The sequence below is a fragment of the Streptomyces sp. NPDC059718 genome, assembly GCF_042733315.1.
Lineage (GTDB): Bacteria > Actinomycetota > Actinomycetes > Streptomycetales > Streptomycetaceae > Actinacidiphila.
The window spans coordinates 17,308-36,608 of record NZ_JBHWGA010000056.1; the positions used below are offsets into that span (position 1 = coordinate 17,308).

General features: G+C 73.0%; 14 protein-coding genes and 1 pseudogene. 3 read left to right on the top strand and 12 right to left on the bottom strand.

Annotated elements, in window-relative coordinates; genetic code table 11:
* The first annotated feature begins 174 nt into the window (after positions 1–174).
* Positions 175–1,350 carry an alpha/beta hydrolase family protein gene (locus ACFV3E_RS39515; RefSeq protein ID WP_500540283.1) on the top strand — a complete coding sequence of 392 codons (1,176 nt, stop codon included), beginning with the start codon at positions 175–177 and terminating at the stop codon, positions 1,348–1,350.
* A gap of 72 nt (positions 1,351–1,422) precedes the next feature.
* On the opposite strand, the gene ACFV3E_RS39520 is transcribed toward ACFV3E_RS39515, so the two are convergent.
* The 3 genes and pseudogenes from ACFV3E_RS39520 to tnpA form a co-directional block, all read right to left on the bottom strand.
* Positions 1,423–2,046, bottom strand: a complete 624-nt coding sequence (locus ACFV3E_RS39520; RefSeq protein WP_500540285.1) for an isochorismatase family protein — start codon at positions 2,044–2,046, stop codon at positions 1,423–1,425.
* Positions 2,047–2,158: 112 nt separating this feature from the next.
* Positions 2,159–2,656: a hypothetical protein gene (locus tag ACFV3E_RS39525; protein ID WP_500540348.1), complete on the bottom strand. Its 498-nt coding sequence runs from the start codon at positions 2,654–2,656 to the stop codon at positions 2,159–2,161.
* A gap of 16 nt (positions 2,657–2,672) precedes the next feature.
* A pseudogene (gene tnpA / locus ACFV3E_RS39530) lies at positions 2,673–2,983 on the bottom strand (IS200/IS605 family transposase); the annotation flags it as partial.
* Between the two features lie 50 nt (positions 2,984–3,033).
* Between tnpA and ACFV3E_RS39535 the strand changes: the two are divergent.
* Positions 3,034–4,248, top strand: a complete 1,215-nt coding sequence (locus ACFV3E_RS39535; protein WP_500540287.1) for an RNA-guided endonuclease InsQ/TnpB family protein — start codon at positions 3,034–3,036, stop codon at positions 4,246–4,248.
* Positions 4,249–4,352: 104 nt separating this feature from the next.
* On the opposite strand, the gene ACFV3E_RS39540 is transcribed toward ACFV3E_RS39535, so the two are convergent.
* The 4 genes from ACFV3E_RS39540 to ACFV3E_RS39555 form a co-directional block, all read right to left on the bottom strand.
* Positions 4,353–4,997 carry an RraA family protein gene (locus tag ACFV3E_RS39540; RefSeq protein ID WP_500540289.1) on the bottom strand — a complete coding sequence of 215 codons (645 nt, stop codon included), beginning with the start codon at positions 4,995–4,997 and terminating at the stop codon, positions 4,353–4,355.
* A gap of 47 nt (positions 4,998–5,044) precedes the next feature.
* On the bottom strand, positions 5,045–5,521 hold the full coding sequence (locus ACFV3E_RS39545) for a cupin domain-containing protein (protein ID WP_500540291.1): 477 nt from the start codon (positions 5,519–5,521) through the stop codon (positions 5,045–5,047).
* Positions 5,522–5,755: 234 nt separating this feature from the next.
* Complete coding sequence (locus tag ACFV3E_RS39550; protein WP_500540346.1) at positions 5,756–6,349, bottom strand: malonic semialdehyde reductase; 594 nt, start codon at positions 6,347–6,349, stop codon at positions 5,756–5,758.
* A gap of 649 nt (positions 6,350–6,998) precedes the next feature.
* Entirely contained in the window at positions 6,999–9,824 is a 2,826-nt protein-coding gene (locus tag ACFV3E_RS39555; RefSeq protein ID WP_500540293.1) for a helix-turn-helix transcriptional regulator, read from the bottom strand.
* 159 nt (positions 9,825–9,983) lie between these two features.
* On the opposite strand from ACFV3E_RS39555, the gene ACFV3E_RS39560 reads away from it, so the two are divergent.
* A complete protein-coding gene (locus tag ACFV3E_RS39560) occupies positions 9,984–11,498 on the top strand; it encodes a 4-hydroxyphenylacetate 3-hydroxylase family protein (RefSeq protein WP_500540295.1) in 1,515 nt (504 codons plus the stop codon).
* On the opposite strand, the gene ACFV3E_RS39565 is transcribed toward ACFV3E_RS39560, so the two are convergent.
* The 5 genes from ACFV3E_RS39565 to ACFV3E_RS39585 form a co-directional block, all read right to left on the bottom strand.
* A complete protein-coding gene (locus tag ACFV3E_RS39565) occupies positions 11,471–13,726 on the bottom strand; it encodes a winged helix-turn-helix domain-containing protein (protein ID WP_500540297.1) in 2,256 nt (751 codons plus the stop codon). The genes ACFV3E_RS39560 and ACFV3E_RS39565 overlap by 28 nt on opposite strands.
* Positions 13,727–13,811: 85 nt before the next feature.
* Positions 13,812–14,291 (bottom strand): flavin reductase family protein, encoded by a 480-nt coding sequence (locus ACFV3E_RS39570; RefSeq protein ID WP_500540299.1) that lies wholly within the window; start codon positions 14,289–14,291, stop codon positions 13,812–13,814.
* A 106-nt stretch (positions 14,292–14,397) separates the two neighbouring features.
* On the bottom strand, positions 14,398–17,319 hold the full coding sequence (locus ACFV3E_RS39575) for an AfsR/SARP family transcriptional regulator (RefSeq protein WP_500540301.1): 2,922 nt from the start codon (positions 17,317–17,319) through the stop codon (positions 14,398–14,400).
* Positions 17,300–18,187: a dioxygenase family protein gene (locus tag ACFV3E_RS39580; protein WP_500540303.1), complete on the bottom strand. Its 888-nt coding sequence runs from the start codon at positions 18,185–18,187 to the stop codon at positions 17,300–17,302. The genes ACFV3E_RS39575 and ACFV3E_RS39580 overlap by 20 nt, the downstream gene beginning before the upstream one ends.
* Positions 18,180–19,286 (bottom strand): maleylacetate reductase, encoded by a 1,107-nt coding sequence (locus ACFV3E_RS39585; RefSeq protein ID WP_500540305.1) that lies wholly within the window; start codon positions 19,284–19,286, stop codon positions 18,180–18,182. The genes ACFV3E_RS39580 and ACFV3E_RS39585 overlap by 8 nt, the downstream gene beginning before the upstream one ends.
* Between the last annotated feature and the right edge of the window lie 15 nt (positions 19,287–19,301).

The window sequence follows — 19,301 nt, forward strand, 5'->3', positions numbered from 1 at the left end:
GTGTTCACCGCGGTGGATGCCCACGCGCATGCCGTCCGGCCCTCCGCCCGGCCTCCGCTCTCGCTTGCAGCCGTCCCCGCGGACACCTAAGGTTGAATAGTCAAGATCAGTGACTATCAAGTTTGCTCACTAATCACCAAACGTGTTCCGTGCATCACCCGTCAGGAGCTGAGGATGTCTGTGATCGAGCTGACGACGTTCGTCGTCGCACCGGACAGGACGTCGGACATGCTGTCGGCGCGCTCCGGCATGCTGTCGGCGTTCCGCAAGGACCGCAGGGGCTTCATCGGCGCACGCCTGGTGCGCCTCGCCGACGACACCTGGCTGGACGTCGTCGAATGGGCGGACGCGCTGGCCTTCGACGAGTCGCGCGCGAAGGGGGGCAACCTCCCCGAGATCGCCGCGTTCTTCGCCACGATCGACCGGCTCGTCAGCGCCGACAGCGGTGTGCGCTACGACGACGCGGCCGACGGCTCCCGAGCCGTGCGGACCGTCGCGTACGGACCCCAGCCGTCCCAGGTCGGGGAGCTGTACCTCCCCGAGGGCGACGGGCCCTTCCCCGTCGTGGTCCTGGTGCACGGCGGATGGTGGACGGCCATGTTCGACCGCCGGCAGGTCGTACCGCTGGCCGAGGACCTCGTGGCACGCGGCTACGCCGTCTGGAACGTGGAGTACCGCAGGATCGGCGAACCCGGCGGCGGGTGGCCGGGGACGTTCGACGACATGGCGGCGGCCGTCGACGCCGTCGCCCACCTCGACCCGGCGGTCGACGCGAGCCGTGTTCTGGTGGTCGGACACTCGGCGGGCGGGCACCTGGCCACATGGGTCGCGCACCGCTCCGCCCTGCCGGACGGCGTTCCCGGCGCGCGTCCCGGGATCAAGCCCATCGCAGTGGTGTCGCTGGCCGGCGTGCTGGACCTGGTCCACGCCGACTCGGTGGCACTCGGCAACGGGATGACGGACTCCGATGCCGACGTCCCGCCCAACGCGCCGCCGCCGTCCCACACCGACGTGTGGCCGGCGGTGGCGGCTCGGGCCGGGGACGGCATCGCCCGGCTGCTGCTCGGAGGGAGCGTCGCGGAACACGCCGACCGGTACGCGGTCGCTTCCCCCGTCGAACTCGCCGACGGCGGGGTCCCGGTCCTGGTCATCCACGGTTCCGCCGACGAGGTGATCCCGCCGGCCTACGCGGAGACCTACGCGCAAGCGGCCACGGCCAAGGGAGCGGACGTCACCCTCGTCATGTCACCCGGAGCGGACCACTTCGACGTGATCGACCCGGACGGGCACTCCTGGGGCGTGGCCCGTGCCTGGCTCGACGAGCGGCTGCGGCAGCAGACCGGCGAGTAGCCGAGCCGACATGCGTCATCCCGGTGCCGGGGCCGATGGCGGTCCCGGCACCGGGAACACGACTCGCGGCCGCTACGTGCCGTACGCGGCGGAGATCTGTCCGACGAGCACGGCGAACGGCATGTCGAGGGCCGCGTACACCTCGGCGGCCTTGACCGAGGCGTTGTCGCCGAGGATCTCGACCATCAGCGTGGCGTAGTCACTGACGATGACACCCGCCTGCTGGAGCCGGATCAGGCCGGCCTCCCGCTTGGCGTCGGAGAACGTCCCGGACGCGTCGAGCGCGACGTAGGTGTCGTAGCCCTCCGCGGCGGCCGCGATGGCGGGCAGCGTCGCGCACACCTCCAACGAGATGCCCGAGAAGATGAGCTTCCCGCGTCCGGTGGAGGTGATGCGCTCGCGTACCCGGTCGTCGTGCCAGGCGTTGACCGTGCTGCGGTCGATGACCTTGGCCCCGTCGGGCAGCACTTCGGCCAGTTCGCCGATCAGCGGACCCCACAGGCTGTCCGCGGAGGTGGTGGTGACGACGGTCGGGACCTCGAGCACTTGTGCCGCCTTCGCCAAGGCCACCACGTTGTGCTTGAGCTCCAGCAGACCGGTGTCGCGCACGCCGCTGTAGAGGCCCACCTGGTGGTCGACCAGGACGAGGGCGCTGTTGTCGGGGGTCAGGAACTCGTGGAACTTGTTGTCCGGCATGGTGCACGCTCCTGCAGCCGGAGAGATGGACAAACCTCGATAGTCAACATAAGTGACTATATTCGGAGGCTAACTCGCGCCCCGCCCGTGTGCAAGCGGTCGGGCCGCGGGCTCAGACGCCCGGGTCGCCGAGTGCCGCGTCGCGGGTGCCGGAGCCGCCCAGTTCCTCGGTGATGGCGGCTGCCGTCCGCAGGAGCGCCGACTCCATCTCCGTCGCGTGCTCCGGCAACGAGGACGTGGTGCCCACCAAGGCCACCGTGGCCGCGACGTCGTGTTCGTCGAAGACGGCCGCGGCCAGTACCACGCCGTCGATCGAGGGCACCCGGATCCAGCTGAGGCCGCGGGACCGGCACGGCTCCAGCGTGCCCTCGAGCGCCGTCCGCGCCTCGTCCGGAATCCGGGCCAGGTACCTCTTCACCCGCTCCTCGTCCTTGCACAGCGCGACGAACAGCCGGGTCTGCGCCGAGTCGGGCCCCAGGGTCGAGCCGATCCGGACGGTGATCAGGATCGGATGCGTGCCGGCCTCCGAGACGAGCGAGACCACGGGACCGGACGCGCCCCACAAGGACAGGACCACCGACCGGCCGGTTTCGACCGACAACCTGTCCATCACCTGTTCTTCGCAGGTTGATCCGGCCGGTGTACTCCGCCCGGAGGTGTCGGGATCTGACGCCCTTGAGGGAGTTGACGAGCTTGGACAGGGCAATTTTCGGCGGAAGGTACACGAGCAGGTGGATGTGATCGCCTTCACCGCTGAATTCGTGCAGCTCCGCGGCGAAGCTCTTGCACACGTCCCGCATGATCACCACGCTGCGTGTCAGCAGCTTGTCGCTGGTTTACGCCGGTACTTGGTGACGAACACCAAGTGTGCGTGCAGGTGGTGAACGACGTGGTTTCCCCGTCTGATGTCGGGATTTGGTTCCCAACGCAGTGACATACGCCAGCGCAGTAGGATCACGTGAAACTCGGCTGGAGGGGGTGGGTTGGATGATCCGTGCGTACAAGTTCCTCATGCGGCCCACTGTCCGCCAGGAGCAGGCGCTGGGTGAGATGTTGCGGGATCACTGCTCCCTGTACAACGGGGCCTTGCAGGAACGGCGCGACGCCTTCCGGCACGCGTCAAAGACGAGCGTGACGTATGGGATGCAGTCCGCGCAGCTCAAGGACATCCGGGCGTTCGACCCGGAGCGTCAGGGCCGCTGGTCGTTCTCCTCGCAGCAGGCCACCCTGCGCCGTCTGGACAAAGCGTTCGCCGGGTTCTTCCGCCGGGTCGCATCTGGTGATGCCCCGGGTTACCCGCGCTTTCGCGGGGTGAACTGGTTCGACACGGTGGACTTCCCGAAGGACGGGGACGGCTGCCGCTGGAACTCCACCCCGCACGATCTCGTCACCCGGGTCCGCTTCCAGGGCGTGGGCCACGTCAAGGTCAACCAGCACCGTGCCGTGACCGGCCGGATCAAGACCGTTTCGGTCAAGCGTGAGGGCCGCAAGTGGTTCGTCGTGCTGACCACCGAGCAGGACCAGCCCGAACCGCTGCCCGCGACCGGTAGCGTGGTCGGGATCGACCTGGGTATCGCGAACTTCCTTGCCGACTCGGGTGGCGAGTTCGTGCCAGGGCCGCGTTACGGCCGCCGGGCGGCCCAGAAGCTTGCTGAAGCGCAGCAGGCCCTGTCCCGGTTCCCGCGCCGTAAGAGGAAGGACCGCACCGCCAACCACCAACGCGCGGTGGACAAGGTTGCCCAGCTCCACGGCAAGGTACGTCGCCAGCGGCTTGACCACGCGCACAAGACCGCACTCGGCTTGGTTCGTGCACACGACTTCATCGCGCACGAAGACCTCAAGATCCGCAACATGAGCAAGGCTCCCGCACCGAAGCCCGACCCCGATCAGCCAGGCACGTTCCTGCCCAACGGGGCCGCCGCCAAGGCCGGGCTAAACAAGTCGATCAACGATGCCGGATGGGGGGTGTTCCTGACGATCCTGCACGCCAAGGCTGAAAGCGCCGGACGGGAAGTGGTCGCCGTGGACCCCCGCAACACCTCCCGCACCTGCCCGCGATGCGGGCACACCGCGAAGGAGAACCGGCCCACACAGGAGAATTTCCATTGCGTCGCCTGCGGCCATACCGCGCACGCCGACACAGTGGGAGCTCTCAACGTCTTACGGGCCGGGCTGGTCCGTCGCGACGCCAACCCGGCGTAACGAGAAGCCCCCGACTTCAACCGGGGGAGGAGTCACGTGGCGAGGAGCGATGTGTCGTGTCGTGTCTCGTGTCGTGGGCCTGCGGCCGCCGGGAATCCGCGCCGCTACCGGGGCGGGCGTTCGTCGAGGAGCCGGGCGACGGACTCGGCTTCCTCGGCTTCGACCTTGGCCGCCTCCTGGAACACCCGCTCCAAGCCGGCCTGAGGGATGACCACGGCTCCCGCCGCGTCGGCGAAGACGTAATCACCGGGAGTGATGCACACCCCCGCGACTTCGACGGCGACGCCGGCCGCGTACGGCATGACGACGTCGCCGCCCCAGCGCGTCGCCTCGCCCCGGCACCATGACGCGAAGCCGTGGTCGCGCAGTTGGGCGAAGTCCCGCAGCCTGCCGTCCGCCAGCACACCGGCGAGCTGGTGACGCTTGACCCGAGACAGTTTCGTACCGCCACCGTGCGAGATGTCCGGGTACCCGCCGCTGGACAGCACGAGGACCTTCCCGGCCGGGTCGTCGCCGACCGCCTGGTCGAAGAGTTCACCGAAGCCGATCCCGGCCTGCGGCAGATCGTCGCGGTAGGGCTGGTACGCGATGGTGACGGCCGGCCCGAACAGCGTCCTGGAAGGATCAGGGCTGGACAGGGCGAGGATGTGCGCGCGATGGCTGTGGACGCGGCCCATCGCGTCCACCAGCGTGGCACAGCCCAGCCGTGCCGCCCTGGCCGCGTAATCCGCGTCGTCATGGCTGCTCATGCTTCTCCTCCGAGCCTGCCGCGGCGGTGCCGACCGCAACCGATGTCCTAGCTCGCCGGATCGTCGACCTTGATCGCATCCCCCGTGTCGCTGATGAAGACGACCAGCAACTGCGCGGGCTCCGTTCGGCTGGCGTTCTCCGACAGCACGTGGTGGGCGCCCGGCGACTCGACCCAGTACTCACCCTTGCGGTAGGTGTGAACCGGCTCTCCGGCGAGCTGACTGCGCACCGTGCCCTTGAGCACGTAGGCGTAGACGAAGGCATCCCCGTGCCGATGCGGGGGCGTACTCCCATCGGGCGGGTAGTCGACGACCGCTGAGGTGAACGTCTTGCCCTTGACGTTCGGGAGTGCCTGCTCGAGCAGGACGGACAGTTTGTCGGTCGGCCGCATGGACGTTTCCGGAGCGACGACGGCAGCCGGCGCCTCGCCGTTGTCGACCTTCGCCGCGGGGGCGCATGCGGCGACAGCCGCCATGGTGAGGCCGAAAGTGAGAATGCCACGACGGAACGCCATCGGGGTCATGCGCGGCTCTCCTATTCCTGTTCGAATTCTGCGATGTGCGGCGCGCAATACGAAGGGTTCCGGAATGCGAATCCCCTGCGGCAGCCGACCCATCGAGGATCCTAAAGCGGAATCGGTCCCTCCGCCTGGTTTGCTGTCGACTGACGATCGGGCTGAATTCAGGCCCGCGCGAAATGGCTCAAGCCCCCGGGATCGGCCCCGGGGGCTTGAGCGCGCCCATCCTCGCCGTCCGGCTCAGACGGTGCTGACGACCTCGTCGTAGGCCAGTCGCGGGTTGCGCGCGAACCACGCGTCCGTGCCCGGGTTGCCGATGTTGACGACGGCGAGGACGCAGTGGTCGCCGTCGGGGAAGAACTCCTTGTTGATCGCGTCGGCGTCGAAGCCGGTCATCGGGCCGGCGGCGAGCCCGGCGGCGCGGACGCCGACGATGAAGTAGCCCACCTGCAGTGCGGCGTTCAGGGCGGCGGAGCGTTCGCGGACCGCGCGCTCGGCGAAGAACACGTCCTTGGCCTGCGGGAAGTGCGGGAAGACGGCAGGCAGTTCCTGGTGGAACTCGTTGTCGGCGGCGAGCAGGGCGACCAGCGGCGCGGTCGCGGTCTTCTGCTTGTTGCCTTCGGCCAGGTGCTGGACCAGGCGTGCGCGGGCGTCCTCGGAACGGACCAGGACCACCCGCAGCGGCTGCTGGTTCATGGAGGTCGGGCCGTACTTGACCAGGTCGTAGATGTCCTGGACCTGCTCGTCGGTGACCGGGGCGTCGGTGAAGGTGTTGGCGGTGCGGGCCTCGCGGAAGAGCAGGTCCTGTGCGGCGGGGTCGAGTACGAGCGTCATGGTGGTTCCTCGGGTCGGTACGGTCGGTACGGTCGGTCCGGGTGACGGGGGTGAGAGGCGCCGTACGGTCCTGGCCCACCAGAACTGGGCGCCCGCGCCGAGCAGGTACACGCCGGTGGCGGTGGCCCCCGCCAGGCCCCACAGCAGGGGGCCGGACAGGACGTGCGCCAGCAGTGCGCTGAGCACGGCGCCGAGGGCGACCGTGGGCAGGTGCAGTGCGGCCCAGACGGGGCCGGCCGGTGGTGCCGTGCGGGCCAGGGGACGCCCGGGGCCGCCGTGGGCGGCGGCCCCCACCGCGACGTAGGTGAGCGTGGCGCCGGTGAGCAGCGCCATCACCTCCGCGGCGGACGGTGTGTCCCGTGCGGACGCGGTCACGGCGGTGGCCGTCCACAGGGCCAGGGTGTAGCCGTGGGGTGCCGCGCCGGCCGCCACGATGCCCTGGAGAGAGCCGCGGTATCCGCGCGCGGTCGTCATGGTCCCTCACTCCCTGAACTGAGTGGGGCGGCCACCGGACCGGAGGCCTGCCCCGCCACCAGCATCGGGAGGAGGGCCATGGGCGGGCATCGCCCATTCAAGGGATCTTGGCGGCCCGCGCGGTGAGGCCGCGATCAGCCGCGATCAGCCGCGATCAGCCCCGATCAGGCCGCGGTCAGGTCCGGCCGGTGCCGACGCGGGTCCGTTCCATCGCCAACCGGGTCAGTTCCACGCGGGTGTTGATGCCCAGCTTGGTGAAGACGTGCTTCAGGTGGGTGTTGACCGTGTGGACGGACAGGTAGAGGCGGTCGGCGATGGCCCGGTTGGTGAGCCCCTCCGCGACGAGGGGCACCACCTTCAGCTCGGACTCGGTCAGGCTGTCCCAGCCGGAGGTGGCGGCCGCGCGGCGGGGCATCCCGGAGGCGCGTACGCCGAGGTCCCGCAGGAGGCGGCGGACACGCTCGTTGTCGTGGAGGGCCCCGGCCGCCGCCGTGAGCCGCGCGGCCTCCTCCAGCGACGCGACCGCCGCATCGGTACGGCCGTGTGCGGCCAGGAGGGTGCCCAGGTCCTCGTGGGCCGCGGCCACCGCCCGGAGGCGGCCCCCGAGACGGTGTCCTGCGACGGCCGCCCCCAGTGCCGCGGGGTCGTCGTGGAGGAGCCCGTCGATGTGGTCCCGTACGGCGAGGACGACGTCCTGGCCGCCGTTCGCCTCGGCCACGTCGCGCACGACCGTGGCCACCGCCTCGGCCGTCGCCCGGTCGCCGCCGCGCAGCGCCGTACGCGCCAGGGCCGGCCAGTGGCCGGGGGGCAGACAGAGCAGCCAGGCCGTACGGTCGCCCGCGTGGAAGAAGGCGCCGAGTGCCTCGGCCGCCGCCGTGTCGTGACCCTGGGCCCGCAGGAGGCGGGCGTGGGCGAGCGCCGTCCACGGGCCGTACGGGGTGCCGCCCGGTGCGGCCGCCGTCGCGGCCCGCAGATGCGCACCGGCTTGGGCGAGGTCGCCGCGCGCGGTGTCGACCAGGGCCAGGACGGCGCGGACCAGGGGTACCGCGCGGGCCGTCTCCAGCTCCGCGGCGACGGTGAGGCAGGCTTCGGCCTCCACGGCCGCGTCGTCCAGGGCGCCGCCTTCCAGCAGGGCGATGGCCCGGCAGGCGTGCCAGTGGGGAAGTGACCAGCCCAGGCCGAGGGATTCGGCGGAGCGCTGCCCCTCGCGCAGTACCCGCGGGGCGTCCTCCAGCCGGTCGGTGGACAGCATCACGATGGCGAGCCACAGCGCCGGGATGCGGGGCGGCCGCAGCCGCAGGCCGTCGGCGGTCGTGGCGGCCCGTCCGGATGCGTTCTCGGCGAGTTCGAGGGCGCGGGCCAGGTGGCCGCGGTAGAAGGCGGTCTGCGACTGGAAGACCATGGCGCTGACGACGACGGCCGGGTCGGCGCTGCGGTACGCCGCCTCGACCAGCCCGGTGTCCGTCTCCTCCGCGGCCGCGATCTCGCGGCGGTGGATGTGGGCGGTCGCCTTGGCCTTGAGCAGCCGGACGCGCAGGTCCTCCGGGAGGCCGGGCAGCTCCAGGGCCCGCCGCAGATGGCTCATCGCGGCCGCGTCGTCGCCCGCCGCCTGGTGGATCTCGCCGCCGACCAGCCGGAGCGCGGCCTCCTGGGCGGGTTGCAGTCCGTCGGAGATGGTGGCGTCGACCAGTTCGAGGGCCTCGTTGACCCGCCGGGTCCAGCCGAGCAGTTCGGCCGCGTGGGTGAGCAGTTCGACGCGCCGCGGGTCGTGGGCGGGCAGCAGGTCCGCCGCCTGACGTGCGAGGTCGGCGGCGGAGCCGGGGACCGTTCGCGACAGCTCCCGGACGGCGGTGGTCAGCGTGTGCACGGACGCGTCGTCGATGGTGCCGCCGGCGAGGACGAGGTGCCAGGCGATCTCCGCCCGGTCGCCGCCGCCGTCGCGCAGGGCGTCGGCGGCCTCCCGGTGCAGGGCCACGCGCACGGGCAGCGGGAGGTCGTCGTGGACGGCCTGCCGGATCAGGTCGTGCCGGAAGGCGAACCGGCGGCCCGCGCTGACCAGCAGTTGCGCACCCAGGACGCTGTCCACGGCGGACAGCAGCCCGCCGACGGGCCTGCCGAGCATCCGGGCGGCGACGCCGAGGTCGAACGCGCGGCCCAGCACCGAGCCGATCTGCAGCAGATGCCGTGCGTCCTCGGGGAGCCGGTCCAGCCGCTCCTGGACGCTGCGCCGGAATCCGGCGGGCATCTCCTGGGACAGAGGGGTCGCGGTGCCGTCATGGATGCCGACGGCGTCGGCGTCGCGCAGCGAGCGCAGGAGTTCGATCGCCAGGAAGGGGTTGCCCGCGCTGCCGTCCAGCAGCCGGGACAGGGCGGGGGTGGGCGCCGCCCCGAGGACGTCCGCCGCCAGCTGCCGCAGCGCCGCGGGCGGGAGCGGCCCGAGGGCCAGGCCGCGCGCGCCCCGCTCGCGCAGCGTACGGCTCATCCGGGTGACGTCGGTCCGTTCGGTGCCGGAGCGTACGGCGATCATCCACAGGACCCGGGAGGCCGCCAGCCGCCCGGGCAGCGTCCGCAGGGCGAACACGGTGGCCGGGTCCGCCCATTGCGCGTCGTCGACGAGTACCGCCACCGGGGCGCGCTGCGCGCGGTCCTCCAGGGCGTCGGTGATGCCGTCCAGCAGCCACAGCCGGCGGTCGCCGGTGGCGTCGGGGGCCCGGCCCGCGCCGGCGGCGGGGCCGTGCACCGCGGCGTACAGCGCGGCCAGTGGGGCGTACTGGTCGAGCTCGTCGGCCCGTACCCACAGGACGTCGAAACCGGCCGCGTCCGCCAGCTCTCCCAGGCGGGTCAGCAGTCCGCTCTTGCCGGTGCCGGACGCGCCCTCCACGAGCACGCACGCGCCTTCCCCGCGGAGCACCCCGTCCAGGGCCGCGCGCAGGGCGGCGATCTCGTCGTCGCGGCCCCTCAGGCGGGGGGAGTGCGTCGTCCGGGAGACCGCATCGTGCATGCCGCAATGGTGCCGCACGGGAGCGGGCCTCCTCAATGCCGGAGGGCCTGTGACCGGCGGTTTCACCCGGGGTGATGTGCCGCGGCGGGGCTCGCTCTCACCCCGTTGGGGCGCAGGCTGCGTTCCGTCCAGATCCCGTGTCCCGGAAAGGAGCACGACGTGCGTACAGGCAAGGAATACCTGGCGGCACTCGACGACGGCCGGAAGGTGTGGGTGGGCGACGAGCTCGTCGACAACGTCGCCACGCACCCGAAGACCAGGGCGTACGCCCGGCGGATCGCCGAGTTCTACGACCTGCACCACCGCCCGGACCTCCAGGACGTCATGACGTTCGTGGACGAGGACGGTGTCCGCCGGTCCATGACGTGGTTCCAGCACCGCAGCAAGGACGACCTGAAGCGCAAGCGGCGCTACATCGAGACCGTGCTGCGCGAGCTGGGCGGCGGCGCCACCCCGCGCACCCCCGACGTCAACAACTACGTCCTGCTGACCTACGTCGACGACCCCGAGCCCTGGAGCAGCCAGGCCGTGGGGACCGACGGCCGGGACCTCACCGCGGGGATCCTCGACTTCTGGCGGCAGGCGCGGGACGGCGACCTCAACACGACGCCGGCGTTCGTGGACCCGCAGACCGACCGTTCCCGGGAGTCCGCCCAGGCGGAATCGCCCGCGCTGAAGGTCGTGGCCACCTCCGACGAGGGCATCACCGTCCGGGGCGTCAAGGCCATCGGCACGGGCGCGGCCTTCGGCGACTGGATCCACATCGGCGTGTTCTACCGCCCGGGCATCCAGCCGGAGCAGGTCGTCTTCGGCGCGGTCCCGCCCAACGCGCCCGGCGTCACCGTCATCTGCCGGGAGAGCAACGTCCGCGACGGCGAGGACGTCGAGCACCCGCTCGCCTCGCAGGGCGACGAGCTCGACAGCGTCATCCTCTTCGAGGACGTGCTGATCCCCTGGGACCGGGTGTTCCACATCGGCAACCCCCAGCACGCCGCGCTGTACCCGCAGCGCGTCTTCGACTGGCTGCACTACCAGGCGCTCGTGCGGCAGATGGTGCGCGCCGAGCTGATGCTCGGACTGACCCTGCTGATCACCGAGCACATCGGCACGTACCAGCTGCCCCCGGTGCAGGCGCGCATCTCGCAGTTCGCGGGGTTCCACCAGACGCTGAAGGCCCACGTGCTCGCCTGCGAGGACGAGGGCTTCACCACCCCGGGCGGCCTGTACAAGCCGAACGTCCTGATGTTCGACTACGGCAGGGCGTACTACCTGGAGAACATCGCCCGCATGGTCAACGAGGTGATCGACCTGGCCGGGCGCGCCTCGCTGATCTTCCCCACCGAGGGGCAGTGGCAGCGCCCGGAGCTGCGGCCCTGGCTGGAGGCACTGCAGACCGGCCCGGTCGGCAGGCCGCACGACCGGCTGAAGATCAGCCGGGTGATTCGCGACCTGTTCCTGTCCGACTGGGGCGACCGCATCAGCACCTTCGAGAACTTCAACGGCACGCCGCTGCTGGCGATCCGCACGCTCACCATGAAGCGCGCCGAACTGTCCCCGAGCGGGCCCATCGCCGACCTCGCCCGGAAGGTGTGCGGCATCGACGGTCCCGCCGAGGAGAAGGACACCGCGTACACGGCCCAGGCGGATTACGCCCGCCGGCAGGACGCCTCGTAGGAGGTGCCGGGCCCGGGATGCAGCACACCGCACTCCCGGGCCCGGGCCACCGCGCCGCTGCGGCTGTGCGCGTCGAGCTTCCGGAAGAGGGAACTGACCTGGGTCTTCACGGTGTTGCGGGACACGTGCAGCTCGGCGGCGATCTCCCGCAGCGTCAGCGGACCGCACAAGGCGCGCAGGATGCGGCGTTCCCCGGGGGACAGGTCCCGCGCTCGCGGCACCGGTGCTGCTGTTGTGGCCGGCTCGGGCCGCGCCGTGCCAAGGCGCGCGAGCAGACCGCCCAGCACCTCCGGAACGGCACCGCCTTCCTCGGGCACGGACACGGGGACGGCGCCGCGAACGCCGCGTGGCAGACCCGACGCGACGACGCCGGCCAGCGCCCACAAGTGCGGCTCGCCGCCGTGGACGGTCGCCGTCAGCGCCCGTGTCGCGCCGGACAGGGACTCGGCGGCCTCGGTGCGGGCGAGGTCCTCCAACAGCAGTCCCGCATGGCACAGATGGGCGGGCGCGGCGGTGAAGTGGCCGGTCAGTCCGTCGGCACGGGCGGTGTCCAGCGCCTGCTCCACCAGGGTGCGCGCCCGTTCCCGTTTCCCGTCCAGATACGCGCACAGGGCCCGCGAGCCCAGGGCGCGGACGAGGACCAGCGAGTGCCGGGCGCCGTGCGCGTCGCGGACCGCCTCGGCCAGGCGGGCGTCCGCCTCCTGCGTACGCCCCTGCCACAGCAGTGCGGTGCCCTGGGCGACGCAGGCCAGCGCCCGCCAGGCGGTCAGCGCGGCGGGACGGCGCACGTCCGCCCCGTCGAGCCGGACCTGAGCGGGGCCCTCCCCCCGCAGACAGCGGACGAGGGCACGGGCAACGGCCGCCGCCTGCGCCACCGTTCCCCCTTCCCCCACGGTGCCCGGCCCGCACGGCCGGGCCTTCGCCACGTCGAGCCACCGCTCGGCCGCCTCGGGATCGCCCTCGCACAACGCGGTCATCGCCGCCACGACACACAGCCGGGCGTCGACGCGGACCGCGCGAGCCGGCAGCATGCGCAGCCACCGTGCGACGTCCGCGGTCCGGCCCGCGGCCAGGGTCTCCTCCCAGGCCTGCAGGACGGCCGCCAGCGCGCCGGGGGTGTCGCCGGCCTCCACGAAGTGCCGTACGGCGGGCGTCGTCCGACGCCGCTCGCCGTACCAGTGCCCGGCCGCGTGGTGCAGTGCCGCGGCCCCACCGGGCTGCTCGGTGGCCAGGACCCCGGACAGCAGCGCGCGCAACGCCGGGTGGTGCCGGTAGGCCCCCGCAGCCGTACCCGAGGGCACGAGCAGTTGCACGGTCCGCGCGAGGTCGCGCAGCAGCACTCCGGCCCGGTCGCTGCCCGTGACGGCATGACAGGACTCCGGGCTCAGTTCGTCCAGGACGCTGGTGCGCAGCAGGAAGGCGCGCTGCTCGGTGGTGAGCCGGTCCAGGACCTCGGTGCCGAGGTAGTCGGCGACCGCGCGGGCGCCGTCGACGGCAGGCCCGCCGGGACGGGCGCCGGCCGCGGCCCCGGCGCGCGTGCGCCCCAGCATGCACAGGCCCGCCGCCCATCCCTCGGTCAGGTGGTAGAGCTCGCGCACGCTCCGCTCGTCCACCGGGCCGCCGGAGCGGCTCGCCAGCAGGGCGGCCGCCTCCTCAGGGGTGAAGCGCAGTTCGTCCGCCGCGAGGTCGGCGGCGAGCCCCCGGGCGCGCAGCGCCGGCACCGGCGCCCCGGGGAAGTGGCGGGTGGCCAGCACGGCCCGCATGCCCGCGGGAAGCGCGGTCAGGAAGTCCCCCAGGCAGCGCAGGGCCGCCTGGTCGGTGAGCCACTCCACCCCGTCCAGCACCAGGGTGAGCGGCGATCCGCCCGCCGGCGCCGCCAGGATGCGGGGCAGCAGGTCCTGGACCCAGACCTCCAGCGTCCATGCCGCGGCGGGCGGGGGAGTGGGCAGCCCCGGCCGGAACGGGCGCAGCGCCGTGAGGATCCCGGCCCACAGCCGCGCCGGGGTGTTGTCGTACGCGTCCAGCTCCAGCCACGCCACCTGGCCGTCACGGGCCTGGAGGGCGCGGGCCCAGTCGGCGAGCAGCAAGCTCTTCCCGGCGCCCGGCGGCGCCGAGACGACGACCACGGGCTCCACCGCGGCGTCCAGACGACGCAGCAGCCGCGGCCGCGGCACGAACTGCCGTGGCCGCGCGGGCGGGTGGAGCTTGTACTCGGCAATGGTGTTCATGGAGCCTCCCACCGGGCCGTAGGGTCCCCGGTGCCCGGCGGGCACGACACGGCACCGGGCACCGGGGGGACTGTGACGACAGGACCTAGCTCAGGACGCCGAATCCGCCCGCGAAATAGAGCAGCGGACGGGCCTGCGTCTTGTGCTCGAAGTGCCGGACGTCGCCGACGAAGATGGTGTGGTCGCCGCCGGGCAGCGCCTGGGAGACGTCGCAGACCATCGTGGCGATCGCCTCCTTGAGCACCGGCACGCCGTGGTCCTCGTCGACGCTCACGCCCGCGAAGCGGTCCTTCACCGGAGCGGAGAAGGTGCGGGCCAGGTGTTCGCAGTCCTCGCCCAGGACGTTGACGGCGAAACGGCCGTGCTCGGCGATCGCGGTGCGGGTGAACAGGTGGTTGCCGATGCACACGATCAGCTGCAGCGGGTCCAGCGACAGTGCGGAGACCGCACTGGCCGTCATGCCCACGGGGGTGCTTGCGGTCCGCGTGGTGATGACGCTGACCCCGGTGGCCAGGCGTCCCATCGTGGCGCGGAAGGCGACGGTCATGTCGAGGGTTTCAGTCATGGGAGACCTCCGGGAAGGAGTGTGCCGAGCCCTGGTGGACGTGGTGAACTGTGCGCCGCCACCTGTTAATAGGAGGGAAACCGCAGTGTGGCCGGGGGTTCACGGCTCATCGGCGCAGCCGCTCGACCAGGCGTCTCATCTCTTCCGACGGGCGCACGCCGAGATCGGCCATGGCCCGCAGGTAACCCCGGTACAGCTCGATGAGTTCGTCGTCGTCCCCGGCCGCCTCGGCGCCGGCCAGCGCCAGCCGCCAGGCCTGCTCACGGTACGGATCACGTTCCAGCGCCGCTCCCGCCAGCTCCCGCGTCTCACGGATCCGGCCCAGACGCAGGGCGACGGCGCCGGCGTCGACCTGCGCCTGGATGAGCGCGGCCGCCATTTCCTCGCGCCGGGCGTCCAGCCACGGCGTGGACACGCCCTCGAAGTACGGGCCGCGCCCCGCGGTCCGCAGCGCCTGCAGCAGGGTGTGGAGCCGGTGCTCGCCGTCCTGCCTGCCGGCCTCGGCCAGCAGCCGCCGGAAGGTGCCCGAGGAGCCCGCCGCGGACACCTCGGGCGTCAGCCGGTAGACGTCGCCGTCCTGCAGGAGCGCCAGCCCTTCCGGAAGCACCTCCCGCAGCCGGTACACCGCCTGCCGCAGGTAGCTGCGCCCCGCGGCGTCGCTCCGGCCGGGGAACAAGGCGCTCAGCAGCAGCGGGCGCCGCGCGGTCGCGGCGGTCCTGGCCAGCAGGAACGCCAGCAGTTCGGTGCTCTTGGCCAGGCGCGGGTGGACCTCCCGCCCGTCCGCGGACAGCCGGACCGCGCCGAACTCCTCGAGGACCAGCCGCGGTGCGGCGGGGGCGCTGAGCGCCGGACCGGAGGACCGCGCCGCCACCAGCTCGTGCCAGGGCGAGGAGTGCGAGGGCTCGGCGTCGGCCCTGCGCACGGCGACCGCCGGCATGTCGTCCAGCGCCTGCAGCAGCAGGTGGCGGCCGCCGTGGGCGGCGGCCACCCCCAGGGCCAGGTCGGCCGCGGCGTCCGCGGCCTCCACGTCACCGGCGCGCCACATCGCCTCGCTCAAGTAGACGGCCGCGGTGGGCAGTTCCAGCAGCCGGTCGCCCACGGTCATGGCGGCGACGGCGTCGGCCAGCTGGCGGGCCGCCTCCTGGTCACGGCCCGCCAGGAGCAGTTGCAGGCCGCGCCACGTGCCGGACAGTTCCCCGGTGAAGGCGTAGCGGGCGCTGCCCCGACGGCCGGCCGCGGTCAGCGCCCGGGCGGCCCGCGCCAGGTCGCGGTCGAGCCGCAGCGCGAGCTTGGCCTCCAGCAGCAGGCTGAGGATCTCGTACACGCGGGAGCCGGTCGCGGCGATGGCCGGGCGTCCGGCCGCCAGCGCGGCCCAGGCCTCCTCGCGCCGTCCGAGGTCGGCCATCAGCTCCACGTCGTCGATGGCGGTCAGCCACACCGGCCGGGGTCCGTCCCCGAGGGACGCGTACATCTCGCCGGCCTGGGAGATGCGGCCGGTCGCGCGGAGCGCGGCGACGGTCCACGGGGCGCCGGTCGCCCGGCGCCAGGCACCGGGCGGGGCGGGATCGTCCTGGAGCTCGGCGAGCCGTCCGCCCATGTAGGCGATCCGCATCAGCATGACCTCGACCGGGCCCGCGGCGTCGGCCCGCAGGTCCGGGAGCGGGGTGAGGGGGCCGCCGTCCGCCAGCGACATGAGGGCGGTGGCGATGTCGCGGTGGCGGCCGGGGGGCATCACCCGCAGCATCCGCCGGGCCTCGTCGAGCCTGCCCGCGTGCCAGAAGCACCACACCAGCAGCGCCAGGTCCTCGCTGCCGCCGGGCTGTTCGGGCAGCCGGCCCCACCAGGACGGTCCGTGGTGGTCGGCCAGCCGCAGCCCGCGCCAGCACTGCTCGCGGCCGAACGCGACGCGCAGCGCGGCGGACGCGAGCCCCGGGGCGGGCGGCCCGGGCACCGGCCGCATCCGGTCGAGCCAGCTCTCCGCCGTGGTCAGGTCCAGCCGGTCCAGGATGCCGGGCAGGACCTGTTCTGCGGCGCGCCGGGCGGCCGCCGACTCCCCGGCCATCAGCAGCTCGGTCACGGCGTCCTCGTGACGGCCCGCCGTCTCCAGCAACGCGGCGTGCCGGCGTCTCAGCTCGCGCCGGGCGCCCACTTCCATGGCGTCGGCGCGTTTGAGCAGATACTGACGGAACCGTGGCAGCGCCCGCATGCAGGTGCCGTCGCGGGACCAGGTCAGCGGCAGCCGGCGGTGGCGGAGGGAGGCCATGACCCGGTCCGGCCCGTACAGCCCCAGCGCGTTGGCGGACTCGGCGGTCACCTCGTCCAGCACGCTGGTGGCCACGAGCAGCGCCGTCTCGTCCTCGGTGAGTTGCCGCAGCAGGTCGGAGGAGAGCAGGTCCAGCCTGCCCGGCGCGGCCGCGGGGTCCGTGGCCCACCAGTCGTGCAGGACCCCGGTGACCCAGCCCCCGGTGGCCCGCACCCGGAACAGCGCCCGGCCGTCCTGCCCGGTGGGACGCAGGGCGCGGGCCGCCTCGGAGACGTCGAAGGCGAGGTCGGTGTCGTCGAGGAACGCCACGCGATGGACGTCTGCGAGACCTCCGACGCCCTGGGGCGGCTCTGCGCGCGTGACGAGCACCAGCCGCAGCCCCCGCGGCGGTTCCACGACGAGCGCGGTGAGCGCCTCCTCGGCCGTGGCCCGGCCCGCGACGTGCTCCAGCCCGTCGACCACGAGCACGGGCGGCCCCGCGCCGGCGCCGGACACCGCCTCCGCCAGACGGCCGCGGAGCACCTCACCGGCGCCGTCCCCGGCGGGGAGCCCGCCCAGGGGGATCCAGGCGGCCGGGCCCGGCAGGGCCCGTGCCGCCTGGAGCACCGCGGTGGTCTTGCCCGCCCCGGCGGAGGCCGCGACGACCAGCACCGGATGCCCCGCCAGCGCCTGAAGGACGCGGCGGGTCACCCGCGGCCGGGGCACGACGTGCGCCGGCAGGTCCGGCAGGGCCGGGCGCCGCCCGTCAGGAAGGCCGTGGGTCATGAGCCGACCGTCCCGGCTCGAGCACGAAGGTGTGACGGAGCAGCGTGTACGGCTGGTCGGTCAGCGTGCCGTACGGGCCGGTGCCGGCCGGGTGGCCCGCGTACTGCGTCACGAGCGACTGCTTGACGCCGAAGACCGGGTCCTGGTCGAGGTACAGGTCGTCGGAGGGGAACAGCATCGTGGTCACACGCTGGAACCCCTCGGCGGCGATCACGACGTGCAGATGCGCCGGCCGCATCACGGACCGGCCGGTGGCGCGCATCATCTCGCCCACCGGACCGTCGTCCGGGATGGGGTAGCTCGACGGGCGGATCGAGCGGAAGCGGAAGCGCCCCTCGCCGTCGGTGCGCAGCAGGGCCCGCATGGCCGGGTCGGACAGGCCGGGGACGTCCACGTCGTAGTGGCCGTCCGCGTCGCTGTGCCAGACGTCGATCCCCGCGTCCGCGACCGGCGCGCCGTGGTCGTCGGTCACCAGTCCCTCGAAGAACAAGGGCGTGCCCGGCAGCCCCTCGGAGATGTCGGCGCCGTCGGCCGCCTGCGGGCGGTCGTCACGGAAGAAGGGACCGAGGACGCTGTTCTGCGTCGATCCCTCCGCCCGCCGGTTGCCGAGCGCGTCGACCAGCATCGTGATCCCCAGCACGTCGGACAGCAGGATGAACTCCTGCCGTGTGGGGGTGCACTTCTGCCCCGTACGCGTGAGGAAGTCCACGCCGCGCGCCCACTCCTGCTCGGTCAGGCCGGTCTCACGGACGAAGTCGTGCGCGTGCCGGACCAGGCACTCGAGGATCTCGGCGAGGCGGTCGTCCTTCGCGCCGCTGACCGTGGAGACGACGGCCCCGGTGATGGTGGAATCGGTGAGGTCACGCATGACGGGCTCCCGTCGGGTCGGAGGAATGGTCGTCGGCGGCCCGGTGCGGCGGTTCGCCCGCCCAGGCCCGTTGCAGGAGGTCGCGCACGGCGTCCCGCCGCACCGGCCGCGGATTCCAGTAGCCGTCCCGGACGATCAGGTCGGCGGCCTCGCCGATGCCCGACTCGGGCATGCCGAGGTCACGCAGTGCCCGGGGCGCGCCGATGCCGCCCGCGAAGTCGAAGACCGCCGTGGCGGGGTCGGCGCCGGGCAGCGCCCGGCCGATCCGGGCCATGGCCGCCCCGGCCGCCGGGGCGTTGTACGCGATGACGTGGGGCAGCACGACGGCGTGGGTCTCCGCGTGCGGCAGGCCGAAGGAACCGCCGAGGACATGGCACACCTTGTGGTGCAGGGCCATGCCGACGGTGCCCAGACAGGTCCCCGCCAGCCATGCCCCGTACAGCGCGGCGGCGCGCGCCTCGGTGTCCGCGGGATCCCGAAGGATCGCCGGCAGGGCCGCGGCCAGGGCGTCCAGGGCCTCACCGGCGGTGAGGAAGGCGAGCGGGTCACCGTCCTGGGCGTACAGCGCCTCCACGGCGTGCGCCAAGGCGTTGAGCCCGCTGACCGCGGCGACGTGCGGGGGCAGGGTCAGGGTGAGGTCGACGTCGTACACGACCGTGTCGAGCAGGATCTCCGGCAGCCGCCGGGTGGTCTTCGCGCCGCCCTGGGTCTCGCCCAGGATCGGGGTCATCTCCGAACCCGCGTAGGTGGTGGGAAGGGCGAGCTGCGGCAGCCCGGTGCGCAGCGCGACGGCCTTGCCGAGGCCGATCGTCGAGCCGCCGCCCACGGCGACCAGGCAGTCCGCGCCGGCCGCGCGGGCCGCGTGGACCGCCTGCTCGGTGACCGGTACGGGCGTGTGCGCGGCCGCCTGGTCGAACACCCCGGCGGCGAGCGGGCCGAGGAGCTCGCTCACCTCCCGGGCCTGGTCGGTCTGGCCGGGGGTGCACAGCATGAGGGCCCGGCCGCGTCCCAGCGCCCTGACCTCGTCGGCGAGCCGCTTGCGCGTTCCGCTGCCGAAGACCACCTTAGTGATCTGTCCTCTATGCACGAACGACTTCATAGTTGCCCCTTGCAC